This window comes from Pseudomonas sp. B33.4, from assembly GCF_034555375.1.
Classification (GTDB): domain Bacteria; phylum Pseudomonadota; class Gammaproteobacteria; order Pseudomonadales; family Pseudomonadaceae; genus Aquipseudomonas.
In genome coordinates, this window is record NZ_CP140706.1 from 6,555,670 (window position 1) to 6,575,015 (window position 19,346).

The window sequence follows — 19,346 nt, forward strand, 5'->3', positions numbered from 1 at the left end:
AACTGCCATCCCGGCAGCCTCACACTATGACGGCCAGGCGTTGAATCGGATCGGTGTCCGTTCTTCGTCTTCGGTTCCGTCTTGTTCTTGTTTTAGTGGTCAGTTTCACCTTTTGACACGACGATTCCGATGAACCCGGCCAATCGTGACAAGGCGCATTCTAAACACATCCGCAAAGGGTTCGTGAACCGCTCGGCGAGAATAAACCGGACTACGCTGACGAGAACTGACCAGTCACGGTTTGGCCTGTTGAAATTGCCGAGCAATTGGCACAGATTGGCAACAAACAACTACAACAACTGACTTCGCCTGTCTTTTAAGCGGTTTTTTTACCGGTCTGACAGACCTTCCTTCAAAGCCTGTGGGAAAGTGGCGCAAGTTCAAGACCAAGGGGTCGCTGTTTGAAAAAGCGTCTGTTCGTCACGGGTCTCAGTGGATTCGTGGGACAACATATTCAGTCGCGTCTGGCGCTGCCGGATTCGTCGTGGGAGCTGCTGCCTGCCGCGTTGCCCTACGACCTCACCGATCCGCACAGCCTCACCGACCTGTGGCCACAACTGCCTGATGCCGTCATTCATCTGGCCGGGCAGACTTTCGTTCCCGAAGCCTTCCGCGATCCGGCACGCACACTCGAAATCAATCTGCTCGGCACGCTCAATCTGTTACAAGCCCTCAAGGCGCGCGGTTTTGCCGGTACGCTCCTGTATGTCAGCTCTGGCGATGTTTACGGCCAGGTCGGCGAAAGCGATCTGCCCATCACCGAACAACAACCGCCCTGCCCGCGCAACCCGTACGCGGTGAGCAAGCTCTCGGCAGAATTTCTCAGCCTGCAATGGGGCCTGAGCGAAGGCTGGCCAATGCTGGTCGCACGACCGTTCAATCACATGGGCAGCGGACAAAACCCAAGTTTTGTGATTGCCAGTGCCGCGCGCCAGATCAATCGCATCAAACAGGGCCTGCAAGCCCCGCAGCTGGAAGTCGGCGACATCGACGTGACGCGGGATTTCCTCGATGTCGGCGATGTGATTTCGGCCTACTTCGCGCTGCTGGAAAAAGGCGCGCCAGGACAGGTCTACAACATCTGCTCGGGCCGTGAGCAAAGCATCCGCAGCCTGATCGAGCAGCTCGGCGATCTGGCCGAGGTCGAGATGCAACTGGTTCAGGACCCCGCGCGCATGCGCCGTGCCGACCAGCGTCGCGTTTGCGGCAGCCACGCCAGCCTGACCCGGACCACAGGGTGGACGCCTGAAATCACTACACAACAATCCCTGCGGGCGATCCTGTCCGACTGGGAGACGCGAGTAAGACAAGAATGACAAAAAGTGCACTGATCACAGGGATCACCGGCCAAGATGGCGCGTATCTGGCCAAGCTGTTGCTCGACAAGGGCTACAAGGTTCATGGCCTCGTCGCAAGGCGCAGCAGCGATTCGCGCTGGCGCCTGCGCGAGATGGGGGTCGAAGCCGACATCGTCTACCTGGACGGTGACATGGCCGATGCCTGTTCGGTACAGCGTGCGGTCATTCAATCGGCGCCGGACGAAGTCTATAACCTCGCCGCGCAGAGCTTTGTCGCCGCGTCGTGGAATCAACCGGTGACCACCGGCATTGTCGACGGCCTGGGCGTCACTCACCTGCTCGAAGCGATCCGCCAGTTCAGCCCGCACACCCGGTTTTATCAGGCATCGACCAGCGAAATGTTCGGTCTGATCCAGGCCGAGCGGCAGGATGAAAACACACCGTTCTACCCGCGCAGCCCGTACGGCGTGGCCAAACTGTACGGCCACTGGATCACCGTCAACTACCGCGAAAGCTTCAACCTGCACGCCAGCAGCGGCATCCTCTTCAACCACGAATCACCGCTGCGCGGCATCGAGTTCGTCACCCGCAAGGTCACCGACGCCGCCGCCCGCATCAAACAGGGCAAACAGCAGGAGCTGGCCCTGGGCAACATTGACGCCAAACGTGACTGGGGGTTTGCCGGTGACTACGTCGAAGCCATGTGGCTGATGCTGCAACAGGACAAGCCTGACGATTTTGTGGTCGCCACCGGCGTCACCACCACGGTGCGCGAAATGTGCCGCATCGCTTTCGATCACGTCGGCCTCAACTACCGTGATTACGTGAAGATCGACCCGGCCTTCTTCCGCCCGGCCGAAGTCGAAGTGCTGCTCGGCAATCCGGCCAAGGCTCAGCGCGTGCTGGGCTGGAAGCCGAAAACCGACCTGGATACCTTGATCCGCATGATGATGGATGCGGACATGAAACGCGTCGCCAAGGAGTAGGCCATGCTGATCCCCGTGATTCTGTCCGGCGGTGCCGGCACCCGTTTGTGGCCGGTGTCCCGCGAGGGCCATCCCAAGCCGTTCATGACCCTGCCCGACGGCCAGTCGCTGCTTGGCAAGACCTACCAGCGCGCCGCCGCATTGCTCGACGGCTGGGGCGACATTGTCACGGTGACGAACCGCGAGTACTACTTCCAGAGCAAGGATCACTATTGCGCCGCCCACGTATCGCGCCATCGCGGGCACTTTCTGCTGGAGCCGACCGGGCGTAACACCGCGCCGGCAATTGCGGCGGCGGCGTTGTCGCTGCAAGCCTTGCACGGTGACGACGCGATCATGGTGGTGATGCCCGCCGACCATTTGATCGTCAATCAGGACGCGCTGAAAACGGCCGTCGAGCACGCAGTCAATCTGGCCAAGGACGGTTATCTGGTGACGTTCGGCGTGATCCCGACCGCAGCGGAAACCGGCTTCGGCTACATCGAAACCGGCGCGCCACTGGACGCCAAAGGCGCGGCGAAAGTGCAGCGTTTCGTCGAAAAGCCCGATCTGCAAACCGCCACGCATTACCTGGAGAGCGGCAACTTCCTGTGGAATTCGGGGATGTTCTGCTTCACCACCGCGAGCGTGATTGCCGAATTGCAATTGCACGCACCCGAGTTGCTTGAGCAAACCCGTGCCTGCATGGCCGCCAGCGCGCCGATTGAAACGGTCGGCTGCCTGCAACAGGAATTGTCACCGGCACTGTTCGCAGAAATCACCGACATCTCCATCGACTACGCGCTGATGGAGCGTTCGGAAAAAGTCGTCGTGGTTCCGGCCGGATTCGACTGGAGCGACATTGGTTCGTGGGGTGCCGTTGCGGCGCTGGTCCCGGCCGACGCCGACAACAACCGCGCCAGCGGTGAAGCGATCTTCATCGACAGCCACAATAACTTCGTACAGAGCGAAGGCCGCCTGGTGGCGACGGTGGGTGTGGACAACCTGATTGTGGTCGACACCGCCGATGCCTTGCTGGTGGCCCATGCCGACCGTGCGCAGGACGTGCGCCGCGTGGCCAAGCAGCTCAAGGACAAATCCCACGAAGCCTACCGGCTGCATCGTACCGTCAGCCGCCCGTGGGGCACTTACACGGTTCTCGAAGAAGGTCCGCGCTTCAAGATCAAGCGCATCGTGGTCAAACCTGGCGGCAAGCTCTCGTTGCAAATGCACCATCACCGCAACGAACACTGGGTGGTGGTCGAAGGCATGGCCAAGGTCACCAACAACGGCTCCGGCACGACGCTGGTCGCCAAGAACGAATCGACCTTCATCGCCGCCGGCCACAAGCATCGTCTGGAAAACCCCGGCGTGATCGATCTGGTGATCATCGAAGTGCAAAGCGGCGAATACCTGGGAGAGGACGATATCGTCCGCTTCGAAGACCAGTACGGCAGGACGGTTTAAATGCTGCTTTCCCTGTACCGCTCGTTGCATGAATACCGAGGTTTCATCCTTGGCAGCGTGCAGCGAGAGTTTCAAGCGCGATACCGCAACTCGCTGTTTGGCGCTCTGTGGCCAATCTTCAATCCGCTGTCGATGATCATCGTTTACACCGTGATCTTTTCCCACATCATGCGCGCCCGTTTACCGGGCGTGGATGACAGCATGGCCTACAGCATTTATCTGTGCGCCGGCCTGCTGGCGTGGGGTCTGTTTTCAGAAGTAACGCTGCGCAGCCAGAACATGTTTCTGGACAACGCCAACCTGCTGAAAAAAATCAGCTTCCCGAGAGTCTGTCTGCCGGTGATCGTGCTGATCAATGCCGGGATCAATTTCGCCATCATTATTGGCTTGTTTCTCGGTTTCCTACTGGTCACCGGACGCTGGCCGGGCATGGCATTGCTGGCGCTGGTGCCACTGGTTGCCCTGCAAATGATGCTCAGCGCCGGCCTCGGCATGGTGCTGGGCGTACTCAACGTATTTTTCCGTGATGTCGGGCAACTCTTCGGCATCTGTCTGCAATTCTGGTTCTGGCTGACCCCCATCGTTTATCCCATCAGCATCTTGCCGGACTGGCTGCAAAGCCTGCTGCAATTCAATCCGCTGACCAACCTGATCGCCAGCTACCAGAACGTGTTCCTCTACGGTCAATGGCCACTCTGGAGTTCACTGCTGCCGGCTTTCGTGATCGGTGCGGTGTTCTGCGCCGTCGGTCTGCGCCTTTTCCGCCAACGGGTCGGTGAAATGGTGGATGAGCTCTGATGGGACATATCCGTGTTACCGGGCTGGGCAAAGCCTATAAACAATACCCCAGCCGCTGGAGTCGCCTGGCCGAATGGCTGATTCCTTTTGCGGCGCTGCGTCACCGCCAGCATTGGGTACTCAAAGACCTTACGTTCGAAATCCCGGCCGGTGAGGCCGTGGGCATCGTCGGAGTCAATGGCGCAGGCAAGAGCACGCTGCTGAAGATGATTACCGGTACCAGCCGCCAGACGTGCGGCAACATTGAGCTGTCGGGACGGGTCGCCGCGTTGCTGGAACTGGGCATGGGCTTTCACCCGGACTTCACCGGCCGGCAAAACGCCGTGATGGCCGGGCAACTGCTCGGCATGCAACTTGATGAAATCAACGCGTTGATGCCACAGATCGAGCGCTTCGCTGAAATCGGCGAGGCGATTGATCATCCGGTGCGCACCTACTCCAGTGGCATGCAGATGCGCCTGGCATTCAGTGTTGCTACTGCGCGCCGCCCCGATATTCTCATCGTCGACGAAGCCTTGTCCGTGGGCGACGCCTACTTCCAGCATAAAAGCTTCGAGCGTATCCGCAGTTTCCGCGAGGCTGGCACTACCCTGCTGATCGTGTCTCACGATCGTTCGGCGATTCAATCGATCTGCGATTCGGCGATCCTGCTCGATGGCGGCCGCATGGTCATGCACGACAGGCCTGAAGCGGTGATGGATTACTACAACGCCTTGCTCGCCGAACGTGAAGGCCAGATCGTGCGCCAGGAAACGCTCAGCGACGGCCAGGTGCAAACCGTATCGGGCACTGGTGAGGCGGGCATTTTGCGCGTGCGCCTGCTCGACGAATCCGAACGCGCCATCGAAGCCGCCGAAGTTGGCCAGTCTGTGGTGCTGGCCGTCGACGTCGAGGTTCGTCAGGATATCGAAAGGTTGGTGCTGGGGTTCATGATCAAGGATCGCCTCGGCCAGCCCATGTATGGCATCAACACCCATCGCCAGAACCAGTCACTGGAAAACCTGCGAGCCGGCGAGCGCATCACCTACCGCTTTGCATTTGTCATGGGGTTGGGTAAAGGCAACTACTCCGTGGCCCTGAGCCTGTCGAGGCTGGACTCACACCTGGATCGAAATTACGAATGGCGTGATCTCGGTCTGGTGTTTCATGTCATCAACAATCGACGCGAAGATTTCGTCGGTTGCGCATGGCTGAACGCACAGACCACGATCAGCCGTGATGTCGAAACCAGCCGTGTGGAGCGCACACCATGACCCGCTTGCTGGTGGAATGCACCCATGTGTTCAAACACCCGACAGTCAACTCCGGTATTCAGCGCGTGGTTCGCAATGTCATCAAACAACTGCCTGCCAGCGCTGAAGGCGTAGAGTGCCTGCCGGTGGTGGTGCTCAATGGCGAACTCTATCGCGTGCTGCAACTGGCATCGCTCGATACGCCTTTTTTCAACAGGCTGGAAACCTTCGGTGGACGCCTGGAACGCCTCGCTCATCGCTTCTGGCAGTGGCATCAGCGTCGTGATGCGCAACTCAACTCGAAACTGGCGCGACGGATTTTGTATGTCGGCTACCGGCTGACGATCTTCGGCGCGTTCGGCCTGCCGATCCGCCTGATCCGACGGATCAACCGCACGCAACTGCTCAAACGTTGTTCACCCCTGCAACATCAGCCGGGCGATCAACTGGTGTTGCTGGATTCATCCTGGCACTCGGATTTTTTCGCCCACGTCGAGCGGCTCAAACGCGACGGCGTCGGCATGATCGCGGTGATCTACGATCTGATCCCGCTGACTCATCCGCAGTTTTACGACACGCGTCTGGTCGAAGTGTTCAGCGAGTGGTTCGAATGGATCACCCGCACGGCCGATGGCTACATGGCCATTTCTGCCACGGTGCGCGATCAGGTGCGTGAAGAATTGCAGCGCAGAATCGGTGCCGAACACACCGACCAGCGCTGGTTCGATTTCTTTCATCTGGGTTCCGAACTGGATCTGCACAACAACCAGGCCACGGTCGAGCCGCGCCTGAAGCAATTGTTCACGACAACAGACCCGGTGTACCTGATGGTCAGCACCATCGAACCACGCAAGAACCACGCGTATCTGCTCGATGCCTTCGAACGCGCCTGGGCCACTGGCTCAACGGCACGGCTGTGCATCGCCGGGCGGGTCGGCTGGAAATGCGACGCCCTCCTCGCCCGGGTGCGCAATCATCCCGAGCTGAACCAGCGTCTGTTCATGTTCAACGACCTCAGTGACACCAGCCTTGAACACGCCTACGCCCACGCCAGTGCGTTGGTGTTTCCTTCGTTCGTCGAAGGCTTTGGTTTGCCCTTGGTGGAAGCCATGCAACGTGGCTTGCCGGCAATGGGTAGCGACATTGCGGTGTTTCGCGAAATCGGTGGCGAGTTCATGGCGTACTTTGATCTGCAGGATCCGCAAAGCCTTGCCGACTTGATCAACGGCTTCCAGCGCAGCGGCCAATTCCCCGCCGCTCGCGATGTCGCCGATTGGCAGTGGATCGGCTGGCGCGAAGCCAGTCTGCAATTGGCCGAGCGGAGTGTGCGTAACGTCCTGCAAGCGCCGGTGGCGCCAGCGAGGCAGCATGCGCATAGCGCTTAACGCACGCATTCTTCAGGCACCGCGCACCGGCATCGGCCATTACGTTGCCGAACTGGTCAATGCTTTGCGCAGCGACCCTGACATTGACGTGACGTTGTTCCACGGCTGGGGCTGGAGCTCGGTGCTGCCGGAAGCGGCTATGCCCGGTTATTCGCGTCTTACGCCACTACTGCGGCAGATTCCCGGAGCCTATCAGGCGCGCCGCTGGCTGGAGCAGAAACGCTTCGATCAGGGCCGCGCCCAAGGCATCGACCTCTATCACGAGCCGAGCCTGTGGCCGCTGGCCTTCGATGGCCCGACGGTGATCACTCTGCACGACCTGACTCACCTGCATTTCCCCGAAACCCAGCCCCCGGCGCGGCTCAAGGAAATCGAGCGCCGATTGGCCGTGGGTGTGCAGCAGGCCCAAGTGATTCTCACCGACTCGCAAGCCATTGCCGAAGAAGCTCAAGCCTGGTTCGGCCTGCCTGCCGAGCGTTTCGTCGTCGCACCACTCGGCGTCGCCGAGCGTTTTCACCCGCGCGAGGCGAGCGTCATTGACGCAGTGCTCAAGGCGCATGCAGTGGCGGTGCGGGAATATTTTCTATGCGTGGGCACGCTGGAGCCGCGCAAGAACCTTGGCTTGGCCCTGCGCGCCCATGCCCTGTTGCCAGAAACCGTGCGTCAGCGCTTTCCGCTGCTGATCGTCGGTATGGCCGGGTGGGAGCGCGAGCAGTTCAGTGAACCTTTGCGTCAGGCGCTGGCCAGCGGGCATGTGTGCCTGCTCGGTTATCTGCCCGATGAACAGCTCGCGCAACTACTGGCCGGCGCCCGGGCGCTGATTTTTCCGTCGCTGTATGAGGGGTTTGGTCTGCCGGTACTGGAGGCCATGGCCAGTGGCACCCCGGTGGTGCTCACGCGTTCTTCGGCGATGCCGGAAGTCGCGGGCGCAGCGGGCAACTATATTGAAGCTGACGATGCAGAAGGCCTGCGTGATGCGCTGAGCCGACTGATCGACGATCAAGCGCATTGGCAGGCATGCCAAGAAGCCGGGTTGCAGCAGTCACGGCTTTTTTCCTGGGAGCGTTGTGCACAGGCTACGGCCGGTGCCTACCGCCAGGCCATGGGAGGTTGAATGCGGGTTCTTCATTTTTTCAAGACATACCTGCCTGACTCGGTCGGCGGCATTGAGCAAGTGATCTTCCAACTTTGCGAAAGCGGCGCCCAGCATGGCATCGATGGCCAGGTGCTGACGCTCAGTACCGATCCGACACCGCCCGTGATGCAACTCGGTCAGCATGAGGTGCACCGCGCCAAACTCGATATTCAATTCGCCTCCACCGGGTTTTCCTGGAGTGTGTTCAAACAGTTTCGCGAGATGGCGGCCGAGGCCGATGTAGTCAATTACCACTTCCCGTGGCCGTTCATGGACTTGGTGCACTTCGCCAGTGCGATGAATAAACCCAGCGTGGTGACTTACCACTCGGACATTATTCGCCAGAAGCACCTGCTCAAACTCTACCGTCCCCTGATGAATCGCTTCCTCGCCAGTGCCGACCGCATTGTTGCCGCTTCGCCGAACTACCTGCACACCAGCGACGTGCTGCAACAGTTTCAGGACAAGACCCGGGTGATTCCCTACGGTTTGAACAAGGCCGGTTATCCACAGCCTGACTCCGCACGGATGAATCGATGGCGCCAGCAGCTTGGGGATAAGTTTTTCCTGTTTGTCGGCGTGATGCGTTACTACAAAGGCCTGCACATTTTGCTGGAGGCCCTGAAAGACGTGGACTATCCCGTGGTCATTGTCGGAGCCGGGCCGCTGGAACTGGAGCTGCACGCGCAGGCGCAGGCGCTGGGCCTGCGCAATATTCATTTCCTCGGACGCCTGGGTGACGAGGACAAGGTCGCGCTGTTGCAACTGAGCTACGCCATTGTCTTCCCTTCGCATCTGCGTTCGGAAGCGTTCGGCATTTCCTTGCTGGAAGGCGCGATGTACGGCAAACCGATGATTTCCAGCGAGATCGGCACCGGCACCAGCTACATCAATATCCACAACGAGACCGGGCTGGTGGTGCCGCCGAGTCATCCACAGGCGTTTCGCGAAGCAATGCGAACCCTGTGGGAAGACCCGGTGCGGGCTGCCGCCATGGGGGTGAAAGCCGAAGCGCGTTACCGGCAGTTATTCACAGCCGATGACATGGGCCGCAAGTGGACAGAGCTGTATCAGGAGTTGCTGGAAGAGAAATCGCTGTCCTACGCCTGATCTCAGGCAGAAACACATTCCAGTGCAGGGATCGGTTTACAGGTCCAACACCAAGGGTTGGTTGCTTTGTGCCGGGACCGCGCAGCAAATCAGCACATGCCCCGCTTCCGGGATATCCGCCGGCGGCTGTGGATAATTCACCGCACCGCTGACCAGCCGGGTCTTGCAGGTACCGCACGAACCACCGCGGCAACTGAACTCCGGGCGTAGCCCACGACTTTCCGCCAGCTCCAGCAAACTCCCGCCATCGGGCTGCCAGCGCGCCTCTTTCGCCGAGCGCTCGAACACCACCGGCACCGAAGTGGTCGCTGCGGGCGGTTGTTCGATGACGATCGCGTCCGGATCGGCCTGACGTTTCAGCGTCGACGGGCCAAAGGTTTCCGCATGAATCTGCGCATCGCGCACATCCAGCTCACGCAAGGTGTCGTACAAACCTTGAGTAAATCCGCCGGGGCCGCAGAGGACAAAGTCGAGCTGATCGAAATCCTCGGCTTCCAGTATGTTCCTCAGCACGGTGCCGTCGATGCGCCCACGCACATCAAAATCCTCGCCCTCTTGCAGTTCAGCTTCCGGCTGGCTGAGCAAACGCAGCACTCGTACAGCATCGCCTGCGGTTTCCAGCAAACGATCCAACTCCCTGCGAAACGGCTGATCGACGAGGCTGCGCGAACTCTGCAGCAACAATGTCGGACGAATCCCCCGAGTGCGTAAGCCTTGGTAAACCACCTCGCGCAACATCGACAACAACGGCGTGATTCCTACACCGGCCGCCAACAACACCAACGGTCGCTGCTCCAGCGGCGCCACGGTGAAATGCCCTTGTGGTGCCCGCGCTTCCAGTACATCGCCGACGCGAATCTGCTCATGCAGATGCGAGGAAATCAGGCCTTCGCGCTTGACGCTGATCCGATAGAAACCATCCGACGGCGCACTCGAAAGACTATACGTACGGATGTGTACCTCACCGTCGAGCGTGAAACGCAGCGGCAGATGCTGGCCCGCGAGAAACACCGGCAAACCGGCACCATCGGCGGGCTCCAGATAGATCGAGCGAATGTGCTGACTCTCCGCTTCGATCTTCGCCACCCGCAGCGGCCGCCATTGATTGCCCAGCGCTTGCGCCTGCAAACGTGCGTTCGCCTCGGCCCAGTTACCGGTCAACAGACTGGTCGGCGACATGCCGTCGAAGCGCCAGCGCAACGCCAATGCCGCCGGGCGCCGCACCAGTTTTTCCACATCGAATGTCCACAGGCGCTCGGCGCCCTGAAAAGCCTCGATCTGCGGATCATCGAGAAGAATCTCGGTACGCCCGCTGAGTTGCAGCAGATCACCAGTGGAAAAGTCGATGAACAGCAAGCCGGCCTTGGGATTGAGCAGCAGATTGCCGAGGGTATTGAAGTGCAGATTGCCGGCAAAGTCAGGGATAGTCAGACGATTGCCTTCCACTCGTACGAAACCGGCTTGGCCGCCACGGTGGGAAACATCCACCGCACGCTGGCCATCGACATCGACGTAACTGGCGACGAAGAATGTGTCGGCGCCCTCGATCAACGCAATGGCCGCATCGTCGAGACCGTCAAGATGCCGAGCCGGGCGAGTCTGCGGATCCGTCAGTGGCACACGTTGAAACTGACGCAGTTGAATGTATTGCGGGCAATTGCCGAAAGCCTGATCCACGCTCACGTTGAAACCCTGCGCGGTCAGATTGTCGACATGGCCGTTAAGGCGATTGCGCCGGCGGGTGTGCAGTTCGATGCCGAGCAAACCGATTGGCTCGCCGTTGCGCAATTGCGCCGGATCATCGGCCGACGGTTGGCTGGCGAAATGCAGATGCTCGGGATCGGGCGAGTGGGCAAACCCCGGCGCGCCTTCGAGCACACTGGCCCACGGCCGCCCTTGCGCATCGACGGCGCCGTACAGCATGAAGGGCAATTGCTGATAGAACTCACGGTGCTGGTCCGGCATCCAGGTGCGAATCACCTTGCGCCCGAAGGCTTCCATGCGTTCGGCAACGCCGACATGGGCCTGCAATTGCTGTTCGCCAGCGTGCCACGGTGAACGTTCCATCACGATCTCTCCCCTGCACCGTCGGCACAGTGTGGATTGCGAAAATCAAGCGGTGTTTTGCAGACCGGCAACCGTGCGCGGCATGCCGACGAAACCAGGCAGGGCTTCAACCCGGGCCAGCCAGGCGCGGACGTTACCGTAGTCGTCCAGCGACACGTTGCCTTCCGGTGCGTGGGCGATGTAACTGTAGGCCGAAACGTCGGCAATGCTCGGTTCGTCGCCGGCCAGATACGGCGTTTTGCCCAACTCGGCGTCCATCACTTTGAGCAGGTTGTGCGCACGGGTAATGGCTTCTTCAGCATTCAGTTGCGCGCCGAATACGGTGACCAAACGGGCGGCAGCGGGGCCGAAAGCAATCGGTCCGGCGGCGGCCGACAACCAGCGCTGCACCCGTGCCGCACCGATCGGGTCAGCGGGCAGCCAACGACCATTGCCGTATTTCTGCGCCAGATACACCAGAATCGCGTTGGAGTCGGCCAGCACCACACCGCCGTCATCAATGGCCGGGACTTGGCCAAAACTGTTGATCGCCAGATACGCCGGCTGCTTGTGCTCACCCTTGGCCAGATCGACGAAGATCAGCTCGGTCGGCAATTGCAGCAGGGACAGCATCAACTCGACACGGTGGGCGTGGCCGGAACGTGGAAAGTTGTAGAGTTTGATCGCTTGCATGGTCGACTCCGCTGAACAGGGGCGCCGCTGCGGGGATGAGAGCGCCGATGGAGGCCATCTTGCGCTGATCGCGAAAACAACAGAATAACCAGCAACCGCAATCGATTATTTCATTCAGTGCAATAACGCCGCATTTTTCAATGCGGGATGTTCGCGCAAAGCCTCAGCCGTGAAATCGACAAAACTGCGGATCCGCGCGGGCGCCTTGCGCCCACCCTGATACACGACATGGATCGGCAGCGGCGGCAGTTCGAATTCCGCGAGGACTATTTCCAGTGCGCCGGCCGCAACCTGGCTCGCCACTTGATAGGACAACACGCGAGTCAACCCCAACCCCGTGCAAGCTGCCGTAATTGCAGCCTGATTGGCGGTAACAATCAGACGCGGCTCAGGACGCACACTGAGCGGTTCGCCACCGTCGAGAAACGGCCAACTGCGCTGCTGCCCGATCGCTGAAGTCGCCACCACTGGCGCCCCCGCCAACGCGTGGGGATGCAGCGGTCGACCATACTTGGCAAAGTATTTGGGCGAGCCGCAAATGACCCGACGCACCTCACCGACCCGAATCGCATGCTGATTGCTGTCCGGCAGATCGCCGATGCGCACCGCCACATCGATGCCTTCCTCGACCATGTTGACCATCCGATCGACCAGGACGGCATTGATCGTGACATCCGGATACTGCGCGAGATAACGCGCCATCACCGGCGTCACAAACAAATCACCGAACAACACAGGCGCCGTCACCGTCAGTTGCCCACGCGGCTCGGCATGACTGCCCGCCGCCGAATCCTCGGCTTCCTGCACCTCGGCGAGAATCCTCCGACAATCCTCCAGATAACGCTGCCCGGCTTCGCTCAAATGCACACTGCGCGTGGTACGAATCAGCAACTGCGTACCGATCCGCAACTCCAGCGCCGCCACCGCCCGCGTGACGCTGGCGGCCGACAACCCCAGACGCCGCGCGGCCGCTGAGAAGCCTTGCTCCTGGGCGACGGTGGTGAAGATGTGCATTTCCTGGAAGCGATCCATGGTGCCTCTCGAGTCAGATACAAAAATCGCAGCCGAAGCTGCGATTTTTTTGGGCGTAGGTCAGCTGTGGATAACTTATTCCACCGTCACCGACTTCGCCAGGTTACGCGGCTGATCGACGTCCGTACCTTTAAGCACCGCCACGTAGTACGACAGCAACTGCAGCGGAACCGTGTAGAGGATCGGCGAGAGGATGTCGTGGATGTGCGGCATCTGCACTACGTGGGTGCCTTCGCCGTTGGTCATCCCGGCTTTTTCGTCGGCGAACACGATCAGCTCGCCGCCACGGGCGCGGACTTCCTGCAGGTTGGATTTGAGCTTTTCCAGCAGTTCGTTGTTCGGCGCCACGGTGACTACCGGCATGTCGTTATCCACAAGCGCCAGCGGACCGTGTTTCAGTTCGCCAGCCGGATAGGCTTCGGCGTGGATGTAGGAGATTTCCTTGAGTTTTAGGGCACCTTCCATCGCCACCGGGAATTGCGCACCACGGCCAAGGAACAGCGTGTGGTTTTTCTCGGCGAACAATTCGGCGATCTTCTCCACGGTGCTGTCCATGGCGAGTGCTTCGCCGAGACGGGTTGGCAGACGACGCAACTCTTCGACCAGACGCGCTTCAACGCCGTTGGCCAAGGTGCCGCGCACTTGGCCCAGCGACAGGGTCAGCAGCAGTAGGCCAACCAATTGCGTGGTGAACGCTTTGGTCGAGGCCACGCCGATTTCACGGCCTGCCTGGGTCAGCAGGGTCAGATCGGATTCGCGTACCAGCGAGCTGATGCCGACGTTGCAGATGGCCAGACTGGCGAGGAAGCCGAGTTCCTTGGCGTTGCGCAGGGCAGCCAGGGTGTCGGCGGTTTCGCCGGATTGCGAGATGGTCACGAACAGGGTGTCCGGCTGCACCACGACTTTGCGGTAACGGAATTCGCTGGCGACTTCGACCTGGCACGGGATACCGGCCAGTTCTTCAAGCCAGTAACGCGCGACCATGCCAGCGTGATAACTGGTACCGCACGCGACGATCTGCACGTTGCGGACTTTGGCGAACAGCTCGGCCGCTTGTGGGCCGAATGCTTGCACCAGCACCTGATCATTGCTCAGGCGACCTTCGAGGGTGCGTTGTACAACGGCCGGTTGCTCGTGGATTTCCTTGAGCATGTAGTGGCGGTATTCACCTTTGTCGGCGGCTTCGGCACCGTCGCTGTACTGCACGGTCTGGCGCTCGACGGCATTGCCATTGATGTCCCAGATCTGCACGTTGTCGCGGCGAATTTCGGCGATATCGCCTTCTTCCAGGTACATGAAGCGGTCGGTGACCTGACGCAGCGCCAACTGGTCAGACGCGAGGAAGTTCTCGCCAAGGCCCAATCCAATCACCAACGGGCTGCCACTGCGCGCGGCGACCAGACGATCCGGCTGCTTGGCATTGATCACCGCCAAACCATAAGCACCGTGCAGTTCCTTGACCGTCGCTTTCAGCGCAACGCTCAGATCTGGCTGGTCCTTGAGTTTGTGGCTGAGCAGGTGGGCGATGACTTCGGTGTCGGTGTCCGAAGTAAACACGTAACCCAGCGCTATCAGTTGTTCACGCAGGGCTTCGTGGTTTTCGATGATGCCGTTGTGCACCACCGCGATGTCGCCGGAGAAATGCGGGTGGGCGTTGCGTTCGCAGGGTGCGCCGTGGGTTGCCCAGCGGGTGTGGGCAATGCCCAGACGGCCGACCAACGGGTGTTCGGCCAGCGCCGCTTCGAGTTCGCTGACTTTACCCGGGCGACGCATGCGCTCGAGGGTTTCGTCGTTGGTGAAGACCGCGACACCGGCGCTGTCGTAGCCGCGGTATTCAAGGCGCTTGAGGCCTTCGAGCAGGATGGCGGTGATATTACGTTCAGCAACTGCGCCGACAATTCCACACATGCTTATTTCTCCTGACTGACAGCCGCGCAAATCACGGTGATACCGCGGGCCTGAATCTGATCGCGTGCCTCGCTAGGCAGGCGATCATCGGTAATTAGGGTATGGACGCTGCTCCACGGCAGTTCCAGATTGGGGATCTTGCGACCGATCTTGTCGGCCTCGACCATGACGATGACTTCCCGCGCCACTTCAGCCATGACCCGGCTCAAACCGAGCAGCTCATTGAAGGTGGTGGTGCCACGAACCAGATCGATGCCATCGGCGCCAATGAACAACTGGTCGAAGTCGTAAGAGCGTAGTACCTGCTCGGCAACCTGGCCCTGAAAGGATTCCGAATGCGGATCCCAGGTGCCACCGGTCATCAGCAGCACCGGCTCGTGCTCGAGTTCGCTCAAGGCGTTGGCGACGTGCAGGGAGTTGGTCATCACCACCAGACCGGGCTGTTGTCCAAGTTCCGGGATCATCGCGGCGGTGGTGCTGCCGCTGTCGATGATGATGCGCGCATGTTCGCGGATGCGTTTCACCGCCGCGCGGGCAATCGCCTGTTTGTATTTGGAAACGCTCTGCGCAGTTTCCGCGACCAGTTCCTGCGGCATAGTGATCGCCCCGCCGTAGCGGCGCAGCAACAGACCATGAGTTTCCAGCGCGGCGAGATCCTTGCGAATCGTAACTTCGGAGGTTTCGAAGCGCTTGGCCAGTTCATCCACACTGACTTCGCCCTGCTCGTTGAGCAAGGCGAGGATGTTGTGGCGGCGTTGCGGCGTGTTGCGTTTCGACATAGCGACTTAAGTTTCGATTCGAAAGATAACGGAAGCAATCAAAACCTATCAGCCATAAATCGTCAAGCCGTCATCCCAAAAAAAATCGCAACCCCAACATTCCCCGTAGGAACTGTCGAAGGCTGCGATCTTTTGATCTTCAAAATGCCGCTGTGGATAACTCAGCTTTTCTTGATCTTCTCCGGTCGCTTCCAGCCATCGATGTTTCTCTGCCGCGCTCGGCCCACGGCCAACTGCGCGTTATCCACATTCTGCGTAATGGTCGACCCCGCCGCCGTGGTCGCACCGGCGGAGATATCCACAGGTGCTACCAACGAGTTGTTGGAGCCGATGAACACGTCCGCACCCAACACTGTTTTCCACTTGTTGGCGCCATCGTAGTTGCAGGTGATGGTGCCGGCGCCAATGTTGGTACGCGCACCGATCTCGGCATCGCCCAGATAAGTCAGGTGTCCTGCTTTGGCGCCCTCACCCATATGGGCGTTTTTCAGCTCGACAAAGTTACCCACATGCGCACGAGCTTCGAGCACGGTGCCTGGACGCAGGCGCGCGAACGGTCCGGCATCACTGCCCTCGCCGAGCACCGCACCTTCAATGTGCGAGTTGGCCTTGATCACCACGCCTTTGCGCAGGGTGCTGTCCTTGATCACACAGTTCGGACCGATCTCCACATCATCTTCGATGACCACGTTGCCTTCGAGAATCACGTTGATGTCGATCAGCACGTCACGACCCACGGTCACTTCGCCACGCACATCGAAACGTGCCGGATCCCGCAAGGTGACACCTTGCGCCATCAGACGACGGCCAGCGCGCAACTGGTAATGACGCTCCAGCTCGGACAGCTGCTTGCGATCATTGGCGCCCTGCACTTCCATCGGATCGTGCGGTTGTTCGGTGGCCACCACCAGACCATCGCTCACCGCCATCTCGATCACGTCGGTCAGGTAGTACTCGCCTTGGGCATTGTTGTTCGACAAGCGGCTCATCCAGTCGGCCAAGTGATTGGCCGGGACTGCGAGAATGCCAGTGTTGCCTTCAGTGATCGCGCGTTGCGCTTCGCTTGCGTCTTTGTGTTCGACGATTGCGGCCACCTTGCCGTCGGCATCACGCACGATGCGGCCGTAACCGGTAGGGTCTTCCAGCTCGACGGTGAGCAACCCCATCTGCCCAGGCACGACATGTTTGAGCAGGCGCTGCAGGGTTTCGACTTCAATCAGCGGCACGTCACCGTAGAGAATCAGTACGGTGTCGGCAGTAATGAATGGCACAGCCTGGGCTGTGGCGTGGCCAGTGCCCTGTTGTTTGTCTTGAAGGACGAAATTCAGATCGTCAGCAGCCAGACGTTCACGCACTACGTCAGCGCCATGGCCGATGACCACGTGAATGCGTTGTGGATCGAGTTGGCGGGCGCTGTGGATAACATGGCCCAGCATGGAATTGCCGGCAATCGGATGCAGTACTTTCGGCAGGGCCGAACGCATACGAGTGCCTTGACCGGCCGCGAGGATAACGATTTCAAGAGACATGACTGGCTACCAATCCTGGGTGGTCAGCAACTGCGACCGGGTTTCGGGAATTCGGAAAAGAAAAAAGGGTAGCCGAGGCTACCCTTTTTTATCAATCGCACAACAAGCGGCTGACGGATTAACCGCCAAACTTCTTGCGGATCTGCTGGACGGTGCGCAGCTGAGCTGCAGCCTCGGCCAGACGTGCTGACGCAGCGCTGTAGTCGAAATCAGCGCCTTTTTCATGCAGAGCATGCTCGGCAGCCTTGAGAGCTGCTTGAGCCTGAGCTTCATCCAGGTCGGCGGCACGTTGCACGGTATCGGCAAGCACTTTGACCATGTTCGGCTGAACCTCGAGGAAACCACCGGAGATGTAGAACACCTCGGCTTCCCCGCCTTGCTTGATCAGGCGGATCGGACCTGGCTTCAGATTAGTGATCAGCGGCGCGTGACCCAGAGCGATACCAAGATCACCCAGTGCACCGTGCGCAATCACCATCTCGACCAGGCCGGAAAAGATTTCCCCTTCCGCGCTGACGATATCGCAATGGACTGTCATAGCCATCTGATTGCCTCAACCTAAATTAGCGCCCGTTGCCGGGCGCCGGGATTACAGTTTCTTGGCTTTCTCGATCGCTTCTTCGATGCCGCCAACCATGTAGAACGCTTGTTCTGGCAGGTGGTCGTAGTCACCGTTGAGGATGCCTTTGAAGCCAGCAATGGTGTCTTTCAGGGAAACGTATTTACCCGAAGCACCGGTGAAGACTTCAGCCACGAAGAACGGCTGCGACAAGAAGCGCTGGATCTTACGAGCACGGTTTACCAACTGCTTGTCGGCTTCCGACAGCTCGTCCATACCCAGGATCGCGATGATGTCCTTCAGCTCTTTGTAACGTTGCAGAACGTACTGAACGCCGCGAGCGGTGTCGTAGTGGTCCTGGCCGATTACGTTCGGGTCCAGCTGGCGCGAAGTCGAATCCAGTGGATCTACTGCCGGGTAGATACCCAGGGAAGCGATGTCACGGGACAGAACGACGGTGGCGTCCAAGTGGGCGAAGGTGGTCGCTGGCGACGGGTCGGTCAAGTCATCCGCAGGTACGTATACCGCTTGGATCGAGGTGATCGAACCTTCCTTGGTCGAAGTGATACGTTCTTGCAGAACGCCCATCTCTTCAGCCAGGGTCGGCTGGTAACCTACTGCCGAAGGCATACGGCCCAGCAGTGCGGATACTTCAGTACCGGCCAGGGTGTAACGATAGATGTTGTCGACGAACAGCAGAACGTCGTTACCTTCGTCACGGAACTTCTCGGCCATGGTCAGACCGGTCAGTGCTACGCGCAGACGGTTACCCGGCGGCTCGTTCATCTGACCGTAAACCAGTGCCACTTTGTCCAGAACGTTGGAGTCCTTCATCTCGTGGTAGAAGTCGTTACCCTCACGAGTACGCTCACCCACACCGGCGAACACGGAATAACCGCTGTGCTCGATGGCGATGTTACGGATCAGTTCCATCATGTTTACGGTTTTGCCTACACCGGCACCACCGAACAGACCAACTTTACCGCCTTTGGCAAACGGGCAAACCAGGTCGATAACCTTGATGCCGGTTTCCAGCAGGTCGTTGCCGCCTGCCTGTTCAGCGAACGAAGGCGCTGGACGGTGAATGCCCCAACGCTCTTCGGTGTCGATCGGGCCAGCTTCGTCGATCGGGTTACCGAGGACGTCCATGATCCGGCCCAGGGTCGCTTTACCGACCGGTACGGAGATGGCTGCGCCAGAGTCGGTAACTTCCAGACCGCGCTTCAAGCCCTCGGTGGAACCCATCGCAATGGTACGAACCACGCCGTCGCCCAGCTGCTGCTGAACTTCCAGAGTGGTGCCGGCATCGCTTTTTACTTTCAAAGCGTTGTAGATGCTCGGTACGCTGTCGCGTGGAAATTCCACGTCGATAACGGCGCCGATGATTTGAACGATACGTCCGCTACTCAT

General features: G+C 59.6%; 16 protein-coding genes. 8 read left to right on the top strand and 8 right to left on the bottom strand.

The annotated features are described in order from the left end of the window. Positions 1-401: 401 nt before the first annotated feature. The 8 genes from U6037_RS29155 to U6037_RS29190 are packed head-to-tail and all read left to right on the top strand — an operon-like array spanning position 402 to position 9,390. The gene (locus U6037_RS29155; protein WP_322845358.1) at positions 402-1,316 is read left to right on the top strand and encodes a GDP-mannose 4,6-dehydratase; all 915 of its coding nucleotides are present in this window, start codon (positions 402-404) and stop codon (positions 1,314-1,316) included. Then, positions 1,313-2,284: a GDP-mannose 4,6-dehydratase gene (gene gmd, locus U6037_RS29160; protein ID WP_322845359.1), complete on the top strand. Its 972-nt coding sequence runs from the start codon at positions 1,313-1,315 to the stop codon at positions 2,282-2,284. The genes U6037_RS29155 and gmd overlap by 4 nt, the downstream gene beginning before the upstream one ends. A gap of 3 nt (positions 2,285-2,287) precedes the next feature. Then, positions 2,288-3,730: a mannose-1-phosphate guanylyltransferase/mannose-6-phosphate isomerase gene (locus U6037_RS29165; RefSeq protein WP_322845360.1), complete on the top strand. Its 1,443-nt coding sequence runs from the start codon at positions 2,288-2,290 to the stop codon at positions 3,728-3,730. Continuing rightward, complete coding sequence (locus tag U6037_RS29170) at positions 3,731-4,528, top strand: ABC transporter permease (protein ID WP_322845361.1); 798 nt, start codon at positions 3,731-3,733, stop codon at positions 4,526-4,528. Next, positions 4,528-5,781, top strand: coding sequence for an ABC transporter ATP-binding protein (locus U6037_RS29175; protein ID WP_322845362.1), 1,254 nt, complete (start codon positions 4,528-4,530; stop codon positions 5,779-5,781). The genes U6037_RS29170 and U6037_RS29175 overlap by 1 nt, the downstream gene beginning before the upstream one ends. Then, complete coding sequence (locus U6037_RS29180) at positions 5,778-7,145, top strand: glycosyltransferase family 1 protein (protein ID WP_322845363.1); 1,368 nt, start codon at positions 5,778-5,780, stop codon at positions 7,143-7,145. The genes U6037_RS29175 and U6037_RS29180 overlap by 4 nt, the downstream gene beginning before the upstream one ends. Continuing rightward, positions 7,129-8,259, top strand: coding sequence for a glycosyltransferase family 1 protein (locus tag U6037_RS29185; RefSeq protein ID WP_322845364.1), 1,131 nt, complete (start codon positions 7,129-7,131; stop codon positions 8,257-8,259). Before U6037_RS29180 ends, U6037_RS29185 begins: the two co-directional genes overlap by 17 nt. Then, positions 8,260-9,390, top strand: coding sequence for a glycosyltransferase family 4 protein (locus U6037_RS29190; protein ID WP_322845365.1), 1,131 nt, complete (start codon positions 8,260-8,262; stop codon positions 9,388-9,390). It abuts the gene before it with no gap. A 36-nt stretch (positions 9,391-9,426) separates the two neighbouring features. Here U6037_RS29190 and U6037_RS29195 read toward each other — a convergent pair whose 3' ends face one another. From U6037_RS29195 to atpD, 8 genes are all read right to left on the bottom strand, one after another. Further along, entirely contained in the window at positions 9,427-11,457 is a 2,031-nt protein-coding gene (locus U6037_RS29195) for a pyridoxamine 5'-phosphate oxidase family protein (RefSeq protein WP_322845366.1), read from the bottom strand. Positions 11,458-11,502: 45 nt separating this feature from the next. Further along, entirely contained in the window at positions 11,503-12,129 is a 627-nt protein-coding gene (locus U6037_RS29200; protein WP_322845367.1) for a glutathione S-transferase, read from the bottom strand. Between the two features lie 114 nt (positions 12,130-12,243). Continuing rightward, on the bottom strand, positions 12,244-13,161 hold the full coding sequence (locus U6037_RS29205; protein WP_322845368.1) for a LysR family transcriptional regulator: 918 nt from the start codon (positions 13,159-13,161) through the stop codon (positions 12,244-12,246). 75 nt (positions 13,162-13,236) lie between these two features. Next, positions 13,237-15,069 (bottom strand): glutamine--fructose-6-phosphate transaminase (isomerizing), encoded by a 1,833-nt coding sequence (gene glmS / locus U6037_RS29210; protein WP_322845369.1) that lies wholly within the window; start codon positions 15,067-15,069, stop codon positions 13,237-13,239. A gap of 2 nt (positions 15,070-15,071) precedes the next feature. After that, positions 15,072-15,848, bottom strand: coding sequence for a DeoR/GlpR family DNA-binding transcription regulator (locus U6037_RS29215; protein WP_127930332.1), 777 nt, complete (start codon positions 15,846-15,848; stop codon positions 15,072-15,074). A 161-nt stretch (positions 15,849-16,009) separates the two neighbouring features. Continuing rightward, positions 16,010-17,377, bottom strand: a complete 1,368-nt coding sequence (glmU, locus tag U6037_RS29220) for a bifunctional UDP-N-acetylglucosamine diphosphorylase/glucosamine-1-phosphate N-acetyltransferase GlmU (RefSeq protein ID WP_322845370.1) — start codon at positions 17,375-17,377, stop codon at positions 16,010-16,012. Between the two features lie 118 nt (positions 17,378-17,495). Further along, complete coding sequence (locus U6037_RS29225; RefSeq protein ID WP_053125284.1) at positions 17,496-17,921, bottom strand: F0F1 ATP synthase subunit epsilon; 426 nt, start codon at positions 17,919-17,921, stop codon at positions 17,496-17,498. A gap of 45 nt (positions 17,922-17,966) precedes the next feature. Then, entirely contained in the window at positions 17,967-19,346 is a 1,380-nt protein-coding gene (atpD, locus tag U6037_RS29230; RefSeq protein ID WP_016984062.1) for a F0F1 ATP synthase subunit beta, read from the bottom strand.